The sequence below is a fragment of the Roseovarius azorensis genome (assembly GCF_900109455.1).
Taxonomy (GTDB): domain Bacteria; phylum Pseudomonadota; class Alphaproteobacteria; order Rhodobacterales; family Rhodobacteraceae; genus Roseovarius; species Roseovarius azorensis.
The window spans coordinates 1-16,308 of the sequence record NZ_FOAG01000011.1; the positions used below are offsets into that span (position 1 = coordinate 1).

Consider the following 16,308-nt stretch of genomic DNA (forward strand, 5'->3'; position numbering starts at 1 on the left):
TCGCCGCCGTCAGCGTCGTCTTGCCGTGGTCAACGTGACCAATCGTGCCGATGTTAACATGCGGTTTCGTGCGGTCAAATTTTGCCTTTGCCATGATGGCCTCCTTTGTTCGGATGCCGGGCTCAGGCCCGGCCTACAGGTGATGGGTAGGCCGGGTTGATCCCGGCATCCCTTTATGCGTATTTCTTCTGGATCTCTTCGGAGATGTTGTGCGGCACAGGTTCGTAATGCGAGAACTGCATGGTGAACTGGGCGCGCCCCGAGGACATCGAGCGCAGCGTGTTGATATAGCCGAACATGTTAGCCAGCGGCACATTGGCATTGATCGCAATCGCGTTGCCGCGCTGTTCCTGCCCGGAGACCTGACCGCGCCGCGACGTGAGGTCGCCGATGACGTTGCCGGTATATTCCTCGGGCGTCACCACCTCGACCTTCATGATCGGTTCCAGAAGTTTGGCCCCGGCCTTTTTCAGGCCCTCGCGCATGCCCATGCGGGCGGCAATCTCGAAGGCCATGACGGACGAGTCCACATCGTGGAACTTGCCGTCGATCAGCGCCACCTTGAAGTCGATCACCGGGAAGCCGGCTAGCGGGCCGCTGTCCATGACCGACCGGATACCTTTTTCAACGCCCGGAATGTACTCCTTCGGCACGGCACCGCCAACGATGCGCGACTCGAATGTGAACCCCTCGCCCGGCTGTGTCGGCGAAATAACCAGCTTGACCTCGGCGAACTGTCCCGAACCACCCGACTGTTTCTTGTGGGTATAGGTATGCTCGACCTCGTGGCTGATGGTCTCGCGGTAGGCTACCTGCGGCGCACCGATATTGGCGTCCACCTTGAATTCGCGGCGCAGGCGGTCGACCAGAATGTCGAGGTGCAATTCGCCCATGCCCTTCATGATGGTCTGCCCGGATTCGATATCGGTCTCGACGCGGAAGGACGGATCCTCGGCGGCCAGACGGGCCAGACCCGCTGACATCTTCTCCTGGTCGCCCTTGGTCTTGGGCTCGACCGCGATCTCGATCACCGGATCGGGGAAGGTCATGGTTTCCAGAACCACGGGCTTGACCGGATCGCAGAGCGTGTCGCCGGTGGTGGTCTCTTTGAGACCGGCCAGAGCGATGATGTCGCCGGCAAAGGCTTCGTCGATTTCCTCGCGGTTGTTCGAATGCATCATCATCATCCGGCCAACCCGCTCCTTGCGGCCCTTGGTCGAGTTCAGCATGGCATCGCCCTTTTTAAGGGTTCCCGAATAAACGCGGGTAAAGGTCAGCGATCCGACGAACGGGTCGTTCATGATCTTGAACGCGAGCGCCGAGAACGGCTCTGCATCGCTGGCATGGCGCGCAATGTTGCGGGTCTCGGTCTCGTCATCCGGGGAGAAGCCCATGTAGGGCGGCACGTCAAGCGGCGAGGGCAGAAAGTCGATCACCGCGTTCAGCAGCGGTTGCACGCCCTTGTTCTTGAAGGCGGACCCCACCATGATCGGAACAAAGCTGAGCGACAGCGTGCCCTTGCGGATCAGCGAGCGCAGGGTTGCCTCGTCCGGTTCGATGCCCTCGAGATAGCCCTCCATCGCGGCATCGTCCATCTCGACGGCGATCTCGATCAGGTTGGCGCGCCATTCGTCGGCCATGGCCTGAAGCTCCGGGCGGATCGGCTGCCGCACCCAGGACGCGCCCAGATCCTCGCCTTTCCAGACCCATTCTTCCATCTTGATCAGGTCAATCAGACCCTCAAGCTGATCCTCTGCTCCGATCGGCAGGGCGACAGGGGCCGGGATCGCACCGGTGCGGTCCCGGATCATCTTGACGCAGTTGAAGAAATCGGCACCGATCTTGTCCATCTTGTTGACAAACACCAGACGCGGCACCTTGTAGCGGTCGGCCTGACGCCAGACGGTTTCGGTCTGCGGCTCGACACCGGCGTTGCCGTCAAGCAGGCAGATCGCACCATCCAGCACGGCCAGCGAACGCTCTACCTCAATGGTAAAGTCGACGTGGCCGGGGGTGTCGATGATGTTGAAGCGGTACTTGGTGTCCGAGGTGCCCTCGGCGGTCGGATCTTCCTGGCGCTGCCAGAAGGTCGTGGTTGCAGCCGAGGTGATGGTGATACCACGCTCCTGTTCCTGCTCCATCCAGTCCATGGTTGCGGCGCCGTCATGGACTTCGCCGATCTTGTGAGACTTGCCGGTGTAGAACAGGATTCGCTCGGTTGTCGTGGTCTTGCCCGCATCAATGTGGGCCATGATCCCGAAATTCCGGTAGCGCTGGAGGGGATAGTCGCGTGCCATGATTCAAATGCCTCTGCAATATTACCAGCGGTAGTGGCTGAACGCCTTGTTGGCATCGGCCATCTTGTGGGTGTCTTCGCGTTTCTTCACCGCCGAACCGCGGCTCTGAACGGCATCCAGCAATTCACCGGCAAGCCGCTCTTCCATCGTGTGCTCGTTGCGGCCGCGCGAGGCGTTGATCAGCCAGCGGATCGCCAGCGCTTCGCGGCGCTCGGGGCGCACTTCGACGGGCACCTGGTAGGTGGCGCCGCCCACACGGCGCGAGCGCACCTCGACAGCGGGCTTGATGTTGTCGAGCGCTTCGTGGAAGACCTCGACAGGCGCGCGCTTGATCTTGCTCTCGACCCGTTCGAGCGCGTTGTAGACGATCGTTTCCGCGACGGATTTCTTGCCGTCGATCATCAGGTTGTTCATGAATTTGGTCAGAACCCGGTCGCCATATTTGGCGTCGGGCAACACTTCGCGTTTTTCTGCGGCGTGACGACGGGACATCTGTAATTCCTCTTATTTCGGACGCTTCGCGCCGTATTTCGAACGGCGTTGTTTCCGATCCTTGACGCCCTGCGTATCCAGAACGCCGCGCAGGATGTGGTAACGCACACCAGGAAGGTCTTTCACACGACCGCCACGGATCAGGACCACCGAGTGCTCCTGAAGGTTGTGGCTCTCGCCGGGGATATAGCTGATGACCTCAAAGCCGTTGGTCAGGCGCACCTTTGCAACCTTGCGCATGGCCGAGTTCGGTTTCTTCGGCGTCGTCGTATAGACGCGCGTGCACACGCCACGTTTCTGCGGGCAGCCCTGCAGGTGCTGTGACTTTGTGGTTCTGACTTTCGGCTGCCGCGGCTTGCGGATCAGCTGTTGGATCGTTGGCATTCCGGTTCTTTCCCCGTCTCTCAACACATGTGTCTGCAAGAGGCCACCCCCCTGCGGTTAATCAAAAGCGCATCGCGCGTCCGCAATACGCAAAGACCGCAATCGCACCCTGTCTTTCGGGTCCGACGCGGTGGGTTTCCAGAGGATCGGGGCAGCCTTGCCCGGATCTTGACCACTTCAGTTCTGATATCGGCGACGGGGCGACCCCCTGTGCCGGGATGTGGCGCGTATAGGGGGAGTCGCGGGGGTTGTCAACAGCCTCGCCCGGCGCTTGCGAAAGGGTTCGGCGGATGCGATGTATATCACGGCCAGCACTGCAAAAGAACAACGCCAGACCGGGGTATTGAAGGCATGCGCATGATTGGACTCTGCCGGTTTTCCTACCCAGCCCTCGGCGGCTTCAAACGCATGCATGAAACGCCGGAGGAGCGCGAGGCCTATCTTTATGCGCCCGAACGGATGGAGTTGCGATTCCGGCACTTTGAATGCCTCACCCTGCCCTCCATCGCCGCCCAGCAAAGCCCCGATTTCACCTTTCTCATCGTCATTGGCGAAAGCCTACCGAAAACCTATCGCGACCGGCTGCATGATCTTACCGCAGGCGTGCCACAAATAAAGGTGGTGCAGTTTCCGCCGATGAAACAGCGGCTGGCGATGCAGCGCGCGATCAAGGAAGAACTGGGCGAGGACACGACCCATTCGATCCAGTTCCGGCTTGATGACGACGACGCGGTGGCCGTCGGTTTCACCCGCAGCCTGCGCTGGTTCGTCAAGCACAGCGCCACCATGCGCAAGAACTGGCGCTACATGGCGATCGAATACAATCGCGGCTATTCGGTGCAGTTGTCGGATCAGGGGATCATGGCAGAAGAGGTGCAATCACCGTTCTGGGCCTGCGGGCTTGGCGTGCTGTTCCGCCCCGGCGACCCGCTCACGGTGATGAATTTCGCGCATCACAAGCTGCATCTGGAAATGCCGACATTCCTGAACCCGACCCCGCGCATGTATCTGCGGGCCAAGCATGACGACAACGATTCCGCCGACAGGTATCAGACCGGGCCGTTGCATCCGCTCAGCGCCGAGGAACGCAGCCTCTTTCAAAAACAGTTCAACGTGGACGAGGACCGAGTGAAAGCTGTCTTTTCTCCTCGGCCCGCGCCCGGCGGCTGACCTGCGCCTCGCGGTAAAGCGTGAACAGGCCGCTGGCCACCACGATGGCCGCGCCGATCAGGGTGATCGTCTGCGGCCAGTCGCCAAAGATCAGCCAGCCAAGGATCAGCGCCCAGAGCAGGCTGGTGTAACGGAACGGCGCCACAAAGCTGATCTCGCCCACCCGCATCACCATGATCGAACAGAGATAGCCGCCGATGATCATCACCGAGGCGCCCGCGATCAGGGCGACAGAGCGCATGTCGAGCGTCGCCCACTCGCCGGTCAGGCTGGCTAGCCCAAAGGCCGCCATGATGCAGAACGATGTGATCAGCGTGACCAGCATCGAGGGCACATCGCGCGACAGCCTGCGCGTGGCCAGATCGCGCAGGGTGACAAAGGCGACCGCCGCCAGACCGTAGACCGAATAGACGTTGAACCCATCGGTGCCAGGCCGCACGATCAGCATGACGCCGACAAACCCCGCCATGATGGCGCTCATCCGCCGCCATCCCACCGGCTCGCGGAAAAACAGCGCCGCCGCCAGCGTGATCGTCAGCGGCAGCGCCTGCATGATCGCGCTGATATTGGCAATCGGCATGTTGAAAAGCGCCGTGACAAAGAAATAGGCCGAGCCGATTTCGCCCACCATGCGCCAGAACACCGGTCCCCAGTCAGCACGCGGCAGGCGTCGGGCAAGCGCGCCCATGCGCCACGCGATCACCCCCACCAGCAACGTGGTCAGCACACCGCGCAGAAACATCACCTGAAACACTGGGATCTGCCCCGCCAGCCCCTTGATCATGGCATCGTTGACCGTGAACGCCGCCATCGCACCCATCATCAGAAATGCGCCGGTAAGATTGTCGGAGCGGGCCATGATCTGCCTGTATCCTGATACTTTTGCCCGCGCATTACACAGGGATGGAGTCCGGGCGCAAGCGCATTTCAGTCCTGCGTCAGGGCTCGGTGCAATGCGCCGTGCAACACCGGGTTTGCAGCGACCACCCCGTCAAGCCGCGGCACAGGGTTGTTGAACCTCAGCGGCGCTGCCCGCCGGTCCGAGGTTGCCGCCCCCGCCTCGCGCAGGATCAGATCACCTGCCGCGATATCCCATTCCCATGTGGGGCGCAGGGTCAGCATCGCGTCATAGCGCCCCTCGGCGACAAGGCTGAGGCGATAGGCGAGCGACGGGCGGAACCCGCGCGTCACCTGCGGCACATGCCCGTCGCGCCACCGTTCGGGCGCGAAATTCGGCGTCGCGGCCAAGAGCGACGCCCCCGCCAGATCCGCCCGCGTGGCAGCCCGGATCGGCGCGCCATTCAGCTGCGTCCCCTGTCCGGTCGCGGCAGTATAGAGCTTGTCGCGCAGGGGCAGATAAATGACGGCGGCGATGATCACGCCGCGCTCGGCCACCGCCAGCGAATGCGCCCAGGTGTTCGAGCCTTCGATAAAGCTGCGGGTGCCGTCGATGGGATCGACAATAAAGACGCGCTCGCGATCAAGCCGCGTGGTATCGTCCTCGGTCTCTTCCGACAGCCAGCCATAGGCAGGACGGGCGGCGCGCAGATGCTCTGCCAGCATGGCATTCACCGCCAGATCGGCCAGGGTCACCGGCCCGCTGCCATCGGCCTTGTCGCGCACATTGAGCGACCTGCCGACATAGCGCGTGGCAATCCGCCCCGCCTCTCGCGCGGCCTCGACCAGCAAGGCCAGATCATGCACCGGCAAGCGTCAGCCCCTCGACCAGAAGCGATGGCACCACCCGGCTCAGATGCGCGCGCGCGTCATTGGCGGGCACGATCCGGCGCAGCATCTCGGGCAGACTGCCCGCGATGGTGCATTCATTCACGGGCCGGGTGATTTCTCCATTCTCGACCCAGAATCCTGCGGCGCCGCGCGAATAGTCGCCGGTGTTGGGATTGATCGTGGAGCCGATCATCGAGGTCACCAACAGGCCGGTACCCATCTCGCGGATCAGAACCTCGCGGCTGCGCGCGCCCTGCGTCAGGGCAATGTTCCATGTGCCGGGCGCGGGTGGCGCAGAGGTGCCGCGCGTTGCGTTGGCAGTGGATTGCATCCCCAGCTTGCGCGCCGTGGCCAGATCGAGCGTCCAGCCCGTCAGAATGCCGTTTTCCACAATCCTGCGCGGCGCGGTCGGCAGCCCCTCGGCATCAAAGGGGCGCGAGCCGGTCAGGCGCGGACGGTGCGGATCTTCGGTGATCGACAGCGCAGCGGGCAAGACCAGATCGCCCAGCCGGTCGCGCAGCCAGGATGCACCACGCGCCACCGATGCGCCATTGGCGGCAGCCAGAAGATGACCGATCAGGCTGGCGGCGATGCGTTCGTCAAACAGCACCGGATAGGTCCCCGTGGGCGGCTTGCGCGCTCCCAGCCGCGCGACCGCGCGCTCCCCGGCGGTTTGGCCAATCTCTCTGGCACCGCGCAGATCGGTCGCATAGACCCGGCTGTCGCCATCATGGTCGCGTTCCATGCCGCTGCCCGTCCCGGCAATCGCAACGCAGGAGAGGCCGGTATCGGTGCGCTCATACCCACCGGAAAACCCGTTGCTCGCGGCGATATGCACAGCACGGCGGGAATAGGCGGCGGACGCCGACTGCACCTGCGTCACGCCGGTCACGGTCAGGGCCGCTGCCTCTGCCGCTTGCGCCATCTCCGCCAGTGCCGCCGGGGCCGGTTCAGGAGCGGGGTCACAGATCTGCAGGGCGTCAATGTCCCAGTTCCTGGCCAGTTGCCCCGGATCAGCCAACCCGGCATAGGGATCCTCGGGCGCCTCGCGCGCCATGGCGACGGCGCGCTCGGCAAGCGCCGCGATGGTCTCTGGCCGCATGTCAGAGGCGGACACATTGGCCTGCCGCCCGCCGATCAGCACCCGCAACCCGATATCCACGCCCTCGGCGCGCTCGGCCTGTTCCAGCGTGCCGCCGCGCATGTCGATGGTCACCGACTGCCCGCGCAACGCCATGGCATCCGCTGCGCCGGCACCCGCCTTGATCGCGGCCTCGATCAGCGCATGGGTCAGATCATCGAGCGATTGGGGCATGGGCGTCTCCTTGGTGCCGCCATGAGGTAGACCGCGGCGGCAGGACGCGCAAGTGCGGCACATACTAAAAGACCGCGAGCGGACGCCCGCGGTCGTGTCACATCAGCGGGGCGGCACTATCTCAGGCGCTGCCCGTTGGCCAGCACCTGACCATCCTTGGTGACTTCGATGCGTGAGGTCAGCGTATCCTCGCCCTCGGCAGGCTCCGCAAAGAGCCCCATCATCATGCGCACGCCGGCGGCCTGATCTTGAGGCAGGAGGCCGATGGCGATCAGCTTGTCCAGAAGTGCATTGCCCCCGACGAGCGTGAGATCCAAGGCGCCCTCGGGGGCGGGCATGCCGCCAAAGCTGGTGAGATCGTCCTGATCAAAGACAAACGCACCCTCTCCGGTCAGCCTGGCCCCAGCGATACTGAGCGTGAGGTTGTTCAGATCGAGCGATTCGAGTTCCCCCGGCACCGCATTGTCCGCCTCGAGCTTTCCGGCTGTCGCCGGATCAAGTATGTCAAAGAAGAGCCGCCCCTTGCCCGACAGGTCCAGACCAATCGTCGCCGGATCGCGTGGCAGTTGCTGGCCGGGATCGAACAGGGCCCAGATCATGTCGGACATGGTAAAATCGCTGAGATCGAGCGTGAGGGCGAAATCCTGCGCTTCCTCGCTCTTGATCAGGGGCGCTGCAAAGCTGAACCCCATGCGCGCCATGTTTAGCGTCACCGGAAAGGGCAGATCGGGGGAACTTACGGCGATCGCCATGTTATGACCCGCACCCGCATAGCGCAGCCCATCCGGTCCGATGGCCGTGGCGATGTTGCCGCGGTCGGAACTGTTGGTGCCTTCCAGCACATCGCCCGCATCCTCGAAACGGTAGGCGCTGCTGCCTGTTTCGTATTCGAAACGGCTGTCAAAGCGGAAACCGGCATTCAGACTCGCGGCGATGTTGTTGCCGTCGAACGACTGCGGAATTTCGCCCTCGCCCACGAACCGCGCCTTTGCGACGCTGCCGGTAAAGGCCAGCCGCCCCCCTTCGTCCGGTTCGGTGAAATCCAGATCATACGTCACGGGCCCGGCGGTCATCGTTTGGCTCAGCATGCGCATCTCGTCGCTCAGGTTGCTCTGGCTTGAGCCCGATACATCGGCAAAACGGATTTGCGCTGTTTTGATATCAAGACTTTCCCCACCCGCCATGAGATCAATCAGCGCCATCGAAAGCTCCGCAGCATCATAGGCGTATTGCATCGCCTCGGGAGAGCCCGAAACGGTCACGTTCAGACCCTGATGGGCGATCTCCATGGTGGTGGTCACCTGCTGACCCTCGTCATCCAGCGCCTCGACCGCAACCGGGATCTTCTCGGGCAGAACCACCGAAACCGTGCCATCGGCATTGCCGATCATCTGCACCTGCCCCATCCGCATCGAAACCGAGCCGGCACCCTCCGGCATCTGCATCGTCATGCCCATATCGCTGAGGGTGAGGGTGTTGCCGACCTGTTCTGGCTCGCCCGTCACCTCATAGCCGAAACCGCCGAGATAAGATTTCCAGTCCTGCCAGACCTGATCCGGGGTCAGGTCCGCCAGAGCGGATGTGGCTGAGACCGCAAGGGACAGCGCAAGCGCGCAGGTGGCGGCGGGTCGGAACGGGGCCATGAACAAAACCTTTCGAAATAGGGCTGTTCGACAGCTTCCGATGTTGCGCGAGCGCGGTCAAGGGACGAACGCGCTGGAACTCGCCGCATCCCGGCGTTAGTTAAAGGGCGGATCATCATGGGGGATACCATGGATATGCAAGGAAAATCCGTTCTCATCACCGGGGCCAGCAAGGGCATAGGCGCCGCGGCGGCGCGGGTCTTTGCCGCGGCGGGGGCGAATGTGGCGCTTGTCGCGCGCAACGGCGATGCGGTTGCCGATATTGCGGGGGAAATCGGGCCAACGGCCGTCGCCATCCCCTGCGATGTCAGCCGCTACTGGGAGGTCGAGGCGGCGGTCGAGGCCTGCCATGCCGCGTTCGGGCAACTTGATGTGCTGATCAACAATGCCGGGGTGATCGAACCGATCACCATGCTGGGCGCAGCCGATCCGGAGGCCTGGGGTCATGCGATCGACGTCAACCTCAAGGGTGTCTTCAACGGCATGCGCGCCGCCCTGCCCGGCATGATGGTGCGCGGCGCGGGCACTATCCTGACGGTCAGCTCAGGCGCGGCGCACAACGCCCTCGAGGGCTGGAGCGCCTATTGCGCCTCCAAGGCCGGGGTGGCGATGCTGACGCGCTGTGCTGATCTTGAGGCGCGGGCGACGGGCGTCCGGGTCATGGGGTTGTCGCCCGGCACCGTGGCCACCGACATGCAGCGCGAGATCAAGGCAAGTGGCGTCAATGCCGTGAGCCAACTGGACTGGTCGGCGCATATCCCCGCCGATTGGCCCGCAAAGGCGCTGCTGTGGATGTGTAACGCCGATGCCGATGCCTTCATCGGCCAGGAAATCTCGCTGCGCGAAGAGAGCATTCGCAGGCGCGTGGGCCTGACATGACCGGTGCGGGATTACGCAACTGGTCGCAGGCCATGCGATGAAGCGCCGACGACCGGCCGTCGCCACATGACCGGTGCGCTTGTCATCGGGGCCGGGCCCGCGGGTCTGATGGCCGCGCGGGAAATGGCGCGCGCCGGACTGGAAGTCATTGTGGCAGAGGCCAAACCCTCTGTCGGGCGCAAGTTTCTGATGGCGGGAAAGTCGGGTCTCAATCTCACCAAAGCAGAGCCGTTCGAGACGTTTCTGCGCGCCTACGGGGCGCGCGCCGGGGCGTTGCGCCCGATGATCGAGGCGTTCGGCCCACAAGCGGTTCAGGACTGGGCGCGCGCGGCCGGGCAGGAGGTGTTTACCGGCAGCACCGGGCGCGTCTTTCCGACGGCGATGAAAGCCTCGCCGTTGTTGCGCAGTTTTCTGGGCGAATTGAGAGAGTTGGGTGTCGAATTCCGAACCCGCTGGCGCTGGCTGGGCTGGGATCAGGGCACGGTCCTTGATACGCCCCAAGGGGTGCGGCGGATCGACCCGCCGGTGACGGTGCTGGCCTGCGGCGGCGCAAGCTGGGCGCGGCTGGGATCGGACGGTGCCTGGACGAAATATCTGGCAGGCGATGCAATCTCTCCGTTCCGGCCTGCCAATATGGGTTTCCGGATCGACTGGTCGCCTCATATGGCGAAGCATTTTGGCCATCCCGTCAAGGGCATTGAATTGCAGGCAGGAAACACCCGCTCGCGTGGGGAGGTCATGCTATCCGCCAGAGGACTGGAAGGTGGCGGAATTTATGAGGTCAGCGCCGCGATTCGCGACGGCGCGGGGCTGGTGCTGGATCTGCTTCCTGACTTGAGTGAGACGGAGATCCACCAGAAACTGCACACCTTCAGAGTCCGGGACAGCCTGCAAAACCGGCTGCGCAAGGCGCTGAAACTGGACCCGGTGAAACAGGCGATACTGATGGAATTCAGGCGCGGCGGCATGGCCGACCTGCCCCGGACGCTCAAGTCCCTGCCCGTTCCCATAGCCGGGCCCCGGCCTCTGGACGAGGCTATTTCCACCGCTGGCGGCCTGCGATTCGAGGTGCTGGACGCGGGGCTGATGCTGCGCAACCGACCCGGCGTCTTTGCCGCAGGGGAAATGCTGGACTGGGAGGCGCCGACGGGGGGCTACCTGCTGACCGCGTGCCTCGCGACGGGGTTCTGGGCGGGGCGTCATGCCGCCGCCCACGCCATCGCTCAGGGCAGGGCCGCCGCCCGCTGAAACGCCTGGCGCGCCGTCATCACGGCCAGATAATCCCCAAGTTTCCTGCCCACATCGGGAAAGCCCGCCTTGCCCGCCCAACTCAGGCAATGAGTAAGCAGGATATCCGCGATGGTCATGTCGTCGCCTTGCAGGAATGGTCCCTCCAACACTGCGGAGAACTCTTCGAGATTGCGCGCGAATTCCCATTTGAGCGAGTCCTTGACCGCAGGCACACGATGCTCTTCGGGCAGCACAAAGGTATGTCGGGCGGCGGTCCAGAGCAGGGCGTCGATTTCATCGAGAATTCTGTGGGTTAGCGCGTCCTGACGGGCGCGGGTGTGGGTGCCGGGGGCGTGGGTCAGCGCCTGATGCTTGTCCGCAAGAAAGGTCATGATGGCGGTCGAATCAGTGAGCACGGTCCCCTCGGTTCGCAATGCGGGAATCTTCCCCGAAGGATTGGCGGCCAGTGCCTCGGACGACCGGGGGGCGACAGCCAGGTGATTGTATTCAATACCTAATTCCTCGAGCAGCCAGAGCACACGAAAGGTGCGGCTGGCACGCGAGCCGATGACGTCATACATGCGTTTTCCCTGTTCCGGTTGGCTTTCCGCAGCTTTGCTCTATTGGGAGAAGCGGCGCAATGGCGGTCACGCAGATTTGAGTCGCGCAGGCGGGCCGCGTACAGCGCGTGCATCGCGTACGCAGGTTATATACGCAGGGATTGGCCACCAAAAGATGCGCACGCACGGCGCTGCAACCGTAAGCTTGGCCCCCCGCCACACCGCGACATGACATGTCATATATGACATGTCATCAGAGATTGGTGACAAGCACGCCGCAGTTTCCGGCAGAGGACTTACGCGTCGGACGTCGGTGGTTCCGAGTCTTGCCCGCTCCCTCTCGGGTTCTGGGCCGAAAGACCCCTGCCCGGACCTTTTGGCCCGGACCCTTGTCAGCGCCCTTGGGAGAGGTTACGGCCCCGCCCTCCCTCACCGTGATGCCGCCAGCATCGCCAGCCGGATCAGCGCGCGTTCCACCAGCGCCATGTCGGGCGCGCGCTGGCCGGCGGAGCGCAGGTGAAGGTCGGTGTCGGTGAGGATGGTCAGCGCCTGTTCCAGCCGGGCCGTACCCCAGCCCTGCGCCTGCCGCAGCATGCGGTCGCGCCGGGGGCCAAAGACCGGCGGCCGCATGCGCGCGATCCCCTGCGCCGCGCCACCGGGATCGGAGGCCGCCGCGTAGAGGGCGCGAAAATGCCGGGTCGCGCCGATGCAGAGGCCGACGGGCTGTGTGCCCTGCGCCCTGAGCCTGCGCATGACGGGGCCAATCTCGGCAGAGCGGCCCTCGGCCACGATATCGAGGATCTCGTCGAGATCGGCCTCGGTCGAGGCGGGCGCGCAGGCGGCGATGTCCTGCGCCGTCAGCGGCGAGGCATCGCCGAGTTTGTAGAGCGCCAGTTTCCCGACGGTCTGACGAAAGTCGCCGGGATCGACAGCGCGGGCCAGGGCCATCAGATCGGCCATGGCGGCGGTTGGGACTTCACGCAATCCCGCCCCGGACAGGATCGCCTCGATTTCCGCGCGGTTGGGAGGATCGTCGTAAATCCCCACCGCATAGGCATTGGCATGGCTCTCGAACGCCTTGCGGAGTTTCGAGCCAGCGTTGAGCGAACCGGCACTGACGACGATCTGGGCATCGCCCTCGCGCCAGTCGGCGAGTGCGGCGATAATCGCGTCGGCGGCGCTGTCGCCCGCCTCTTCGACAAAGGCCACGCGCTGACCGGGGAAAAAGCCTTGCGCCTTGATCGCGTCGATGAGCGCCGCGGGATCCTTGCGCAGATCGGCGGCGGACATGCGGCTGAGGCGCATTTCCTCTTCGGCGCCGGGGCCGAGGAGGGCGGCGATCACCTCTTGCCGTCTGAGGGCCACACGCATGGCGTCGGGGCCATAGATCAGAAGGCCGGTGCGATGCCCCTCTGGCCGGGCGAAATAGCGGGGGGCATCGCGGGCCGAAAGTTTCATTCCGGCAGGTCGTCGGCTGCGGCCAGCAGGCGGGTGATCATCTGGTCGGCGAGGATGCGCATCAGCCGCTCTTCGGCATCGCGCTCGGCGGCCTGGGCGGCGACGGGTGTGCCAGAGGCCGAATAGCTGGTGAAACTGTTGACGCTGCCCCTGGTCACCACGGTGTCGGTCAGGGTGTCGCGCAGCGTATAGGTCACATTGCCCAGCAGGTTCAGCCGGGTGGCGACGTTCTGCGCCGAAATCGCGATAGCCGAGCGTTGCAGGCTGATGCTGGGAGCAAGCACGAATCTGGCGTCAGGCACGCGACCGAGACGGGATTCAAGTTCCTGGGTCAGCAGGAAACCGGCGCGGGTCGAGGGGGCCGTTACCTGCACCCGGTTCAGCAGCGCGCCGCCGTCGCCGGATGGCGCATAGGCCGGGCTAAAGCCGCACCCGGCAAGGGCGGCAAGCCCGCAAAGAAGCACGAGGCGACGGTTAAAGCACGACATTGACGATCCGTCCGGGGACGACGATGATCTTTTTGGGCTGGGCCCCGTCCAGCGCCTTGACCACAGCATTGTGGGCCAGCGCCAGTTTTTCAACCTCGGATTTCGGCATGTCACTGGGTACGGAAATTTCGGCGCGGCGTTTGCCGTTGATCTGAATGGGCAGGATCACGGTATCGTCGATCAGCATCGCCGGGTCGGGCTGGGGCCAGGGGGCCGTGGTGACAAGGCCCTGCCCGCCCAGCATGGCCCAGATATCCTCGGCCAGATGCGGGGTCATCGGCGACATGAGCTGTGCCAGCGTGCGGGCGGCGGTGGATTTGGCCGCCTGTCCCGCCTGCGATTTCGCCAGCGTGTTGGTAAAGGCATAGAGCCGCGCGATGGCGGCGTTGAAGCCGAAACTGTCGATGCCCTTTGTCACCTCGTCGATACATTTGTGCATCTCGCGCAGGAGCGTCTCATCCTCGGGGCTGGCGGGGGCGTCGCTCTGCGCGATCTCGGCGGCGATGCGCCAGACGCGCGAGAGGTGCCGGTGTGCCGCCTCGGCGCCCGAGGCGGTCCATTCGACATCGCGCTCGGGGGGGCTGTCACTGAGGACGAACCAGCGGGCGGTGTCGGCACCGTATTGGGCGATGATGGTGGAGGGATCGACGACGTTCTTCTTAGATTTGGACATCTTGGCGGAGGGGATGACCTCTACTTCAACGACAACAGCGTCTTCATCAACCTTAACTGACTGGCCATCGAAGGATACTTGCGCTTGAACAAAAGCCTTTCCGTCGCGCCAATACACCTCTTCAGGCAGGTGATAGACGGGTCGCCCGGCGACATCGCGGGTCTGGTAAATCTCATGCGTCACCATCCCCTGCGTGAAAAGCGCATCGAAGGGCTCTATCGCCTTGTCCGGCAAATGCCCGCAAATCTGCATCGCGCGGGCGAAGAAGCGGGAATAGAGGAGGTGCAGGATCGCGTGTTCGATTCCGCCGATATACTGATCGACATTCATCCAGTATTCAGCCTCAGCCATATCCGTGGGCGTGGCAGCATCGGGGGCGGTGAAGCGGGCGTAATACCAGCTTGAGTCGACGAAAGTGTCCATCGTGTCGGTCTCGCGCCGGGCCGACGCGCCGCAGCGCGGGCAGGCGCAGTCGCGCCATGTCGGGTGGCGGTCAAGCGGATTGCCGGGCGCATCAAAGCTCACGTCGTCGGGCAGGCGGATGGGCAGGTTTTCCTTGGCTTCCGGCACCACGCCGCAGGTGTCGCAATGCACGACCGGGATCGGGCAGCCCCAGTAGCGTTGCCGCGACAGGCCCCAGTCGCGCAGGCGGAACTTGGTCACGCCCTGGCCGACGCCATTGGCCTCGCAGAAATCAATCGCGGCGTTGACGCCGACCTCGCCGGTCTGCACCTCGTCGCCCGCGACGAGGCGGGTGTAGCGGACACGCTCGGATTTCAGGGGCACGAAGGGCGCGGCCTGAATGTCGTGTTCGGCGTCAATCGGCAGGAAGGTATCGAGGATCGGCAGATCGTATTTCGCACAGAAATCATGATCGCGCTGGTCATGGCCGGGGCAGCCGAAAATCGCGCCGGTGCCGTAATCCATCAGGATGAAATTGGCGATGTAGACCGGCAATTCCCATGCGGTGTCAAACGGATGACGGACGCGCAGGCCGGTGTCGAAGCCCAGCTTCTCGGCCTTTTCAATCGCCTCGGCGGTGGTGCCGCCCTTGCGCGCCTGCGCGCAGAAGGCGGCGACATCGGCGCGCTCGGCCTCAAGCCGTTTGGCCAGCGGATGATCGGGGGAGATGCCGATGAACGACGCGCCCATGAGCGTGTCGGGCCGGGTGGTATAGACCTCGATCCGGTCGTGGCCCTCTGGCCCGTCGATGAGCGAGAAGGCGAATTGCAGCCCGCGCGATTTGCCAATCCAGTTCTCCTGCATCAGCCGGACCTTGGCGGGCCAGTCGTCGAGCGTGTCGAGCGCCTCAAGCAGTTCCTCGGCAAAGTCCGAGATGCGGAAGAACCATTGCGTGAGTTCGCGCCGCTCGACCTCGGCGCCCGAGCGCCAGCCCTTGCCGTCGATCACCTGTTCGTTGGCGAGCACGGTCATGTCGACCGGATCCCAGTTCACCACGGCGTTCTTGCGGTAGACGAGGCCATGTTCGAGGAAATCGAGGAAGAGCGCCTGTTGCTGGCCGTAGTATTCGGGATCGCAGGTGGCGAATTCGCGCGACCAGTCGATGCTGAGACCCAGCGGTTTCATCTGCGCGCGCATGTCGGCGATGTTGGCGTAGGTCCAGTCCTTGGGGTGGCCGCCGGAGGCCATGGCCGCGTTTTCGGCGGGCATGCCGAAGGCGTCCCAGCCCATCGGGTGCAGCACGTTATGGCCCGTCGCGATCTTGTAGCGCGCTACCACGTCGCCCATGGTGTAGTTGCGCACATGGCCCATGTGGATGCGCCCGGATGGGTAGGGGAACATCTCGAGCACGTAGTATTTCGGCCGCTCCGCGTCGCGGCGGGCGCGGAAGATACCGGCCTTGTCCCAGGCCTCTTGCCATCTTGCCTCGACGTCAGTGGCTGCATAGCGCGACATGAACGACGCCCTCTTGCTGGTTGCGTTGCTGCGAGGGGTGATAGGCGCTTGGCCCGCGCTGGTCCAGTGGGCAA

The 16,308-nt window shown here is 64.0% G+C and carries 15 protein-coding genes; 3 read left to right on the forward strand and 12 right to left on the reverse strand.

Annotated features, from left to right (window positions below; all coding sequences use genetic code 11):
* From BSG08_RS14800 to rpsL, 4 genes are all read right to left on the reverse strand, one after another.
* Positions 1 to 94: GTP-binding protein (locus BSG08_RS14800; RefSeq protein ID WP_217649904.1), on the reverse strand; the 94-nt coding region annotated here is incomplete at its 3' end.
* Positions 95 to 173: 79 nt separating this feature from the next.
* Complete coding sequence (fusA, locus tag BSG08_RS14805; protein WP_093038546.1) at positions 174 to 2,297, reverse strand: elongation factor G; 2,124 nt, start codon at positions 2,295 to 2,297, stop codon at positions 174 to 176.
* 21 nt (positions 2,298 to 2,318) lie between these two features.
* The gene (gene rpsG / locus BSG08_RS14810) at positions 2,319 to 2,789 is read right to left on the reverse strand and encodes a 30S ribosomal protein S7 (protein WP_093038551.1); all 471 of its coding nucleotides are present in this window, start codon (positions 2,787 to 2,789) and stop codon (positions 2,319 to 2,321) included.
* Positions 2,790 to 2,801: 12 nt separating this feature from the next.
* A complete protein-coding gene (gene rpsL / locus BSG08_RS14815) occupies positions 2,802 to 3,173 on the reverse strand; it encodes a 30S ribosomal protein S12 (RefSeq protein WP_008281863.1) in 372 nt (123 codons plus the stop codon).
* A gap of 351 nt (positions 3,174 to 3,524) precedes the next feature.
* On the opposite strand from rpsL, the gene BSG08_RS14820 reads away from it, so the two are divergent.
* Positions 3,525 to 4,343, forward strand: coding sequence for a glycosyltransferase (locus tag BSG08_RS14820; RefSeq protein ID WP_093038553.1), 819 nt, complete (start codon positions 3,525 to 3,527; stop codon positions 4,341 to 4,343).
* Here BSG08_RS14820 and BSG08_RS14825 read toward each other — a convergent pair.
* The 4 genes from BSG08_RS14825 to BSG08_RS14840 all read right to left on the reverse strand — a co-directional run bounded on the left by BSG08_RS14825 (position 4,282) and on the right by BSG08_RS14840 (position 9,029).
* Entirely contained in the window at positions 4,282 to 5,202 is a 921-nt protein-coding gene (locus BSG08_RS14825) for a DMT family transporter (protein ID WP_093038555.1), read from the reverse strand. The genes BSG08_RS14820 and BSG08_RS14825 overlap by 62 nt on opposite strands.
* A 68-nt stretch (positions 5,203 to 5,270) precedes the next feature.
* Positions 5,271 to 6,053, reverse strand: coding sequence for an inositol monophosphatase family protein (locus tag BSG08_RS14830; RefSeq protein ID WP_093038557.1), 783 nt, complete (start codon positions 6,051 to 6,053; stop codon positions 5,271 to 5,273).
* Positions 6,040 to 7,386, reverse strand: coding sequence for a TldD/PmbA family protein (locus tag BSG08_RS14835; protein ID WP_093038558.1), 1,347 nt, complete (start codon positions 7,384 to 7,386; stop codon positions 6,040 to 6,042). Before BSG08_RS14835 ends, BSG08_RS14830 begins: the two co-directional genes overlap by 14 nt.
* Positions 7,387 to 7,502: 116 nt before the next feature.
* Positions 7,503 to 9,029 carry a DUF2125 domain-containing protein gene (locus tag BSG08_RS14840; RefSeq protein ID WP_093038560.1) on the reverse strand — a complete coding sequence of 509 codons (1,527 nt, stop codon included), beginning with the start codon at positions 9,027 to 9,029 and terminating at the stop codon, positions 7,503 to 7,505.
* A 129-nt stretch (positions 9,030 to 9,158) separates the two neighbouring features.
* Here BSG08_RS14840 and BSG08_RS14845 point away from each other — a divergent pair, with 129 nt between their 5' ends.
* Both BSG08_RS14845 and BSG08_RS14850 read left to right on the forward strand, forming a co-directional pair.
* Positions 9,159 to 9,908, forward strand: a complete 750-nt coding sequence (locus BSG08_RS14845; RefSeq protein WP_093038562.1) for an SDR family oxidoreductase — start codon at positions 9,159 to 9,161, stop codon at positions 9,906 to 9,908.
* A gap of 66 nt (positions 9,909 to 9,974) precedes the next feature.
* Entirely contained in the window at positions 9,975 to 11,156 is a 1,182-nt protein-coding gene (locus BSG08_RS14850; RefSeq protein ID WP_093038564.1) for a TIGR03862 family flavoprotein, read from the forward strand.
* On the opposite strand, the gene BSG08_RS14855 is transcribed toward BSG08_RS14850, so the two are convergent.
* The 4 genes from BSG08_RS14855 to leuS form a co-directional block, all read right to left on the reverse strand.
* Complete coding sequence (locus tag BSG08_RS14855) at positions 11,132 to 11,719, reverse strand: glutathione S-transferase family protein (RefSeq protein ID WP_093038566.1); 588 nt, start codon at positions 11,717 to 11,719, stop codon at positions 11,132 to 11,134. The genes BSG08_RS14850 and BSG08_RS14855 overlap by 25 nt on opposite strands.
* A 408-nt stretch (positions 11,720 to 12,127) precedes the next feature.
* Entirely contained in the window at positions 12,128 to 13,156 is a 1,029-nt protein-coding gene (gene holA / locus BSG08_RS14860) for a DNA polymerase III subunit delta (RefSeq protein WP_093038568.1), read from the reverse strand.
* Positions 13,153 to 13,644, reverse strand: coding sequence for an LPS assembly lipoprotein LptE (gene lptE, locus BSG08_RS14865; protein ID WP_093038570.1), 492 nt, complete (start codon positions 13,642 to 13,644; stop codon positions 13,153 to 13,155). The genes holA and lptE overlap by 4 nt, the downstream gene beginning before the upstream one ends.
* On the reverse strand, positions 13,631 to 16,234 hold the full coding sequence (leuS, locus tag BSG08_RS14870) for a leucine--tRNA ligase (protein ID WP_093038572.1): 2,604 nt from the start codon (positions 16,232 to 16,234) through the stop codon (positions 13,631 to 13,633). Before leuS ends, lptE begins: the two co-directional genes overlap by 14 nt.
* Positions 16,235 to 16,308 lie beyond the last annotated feature (74 nt).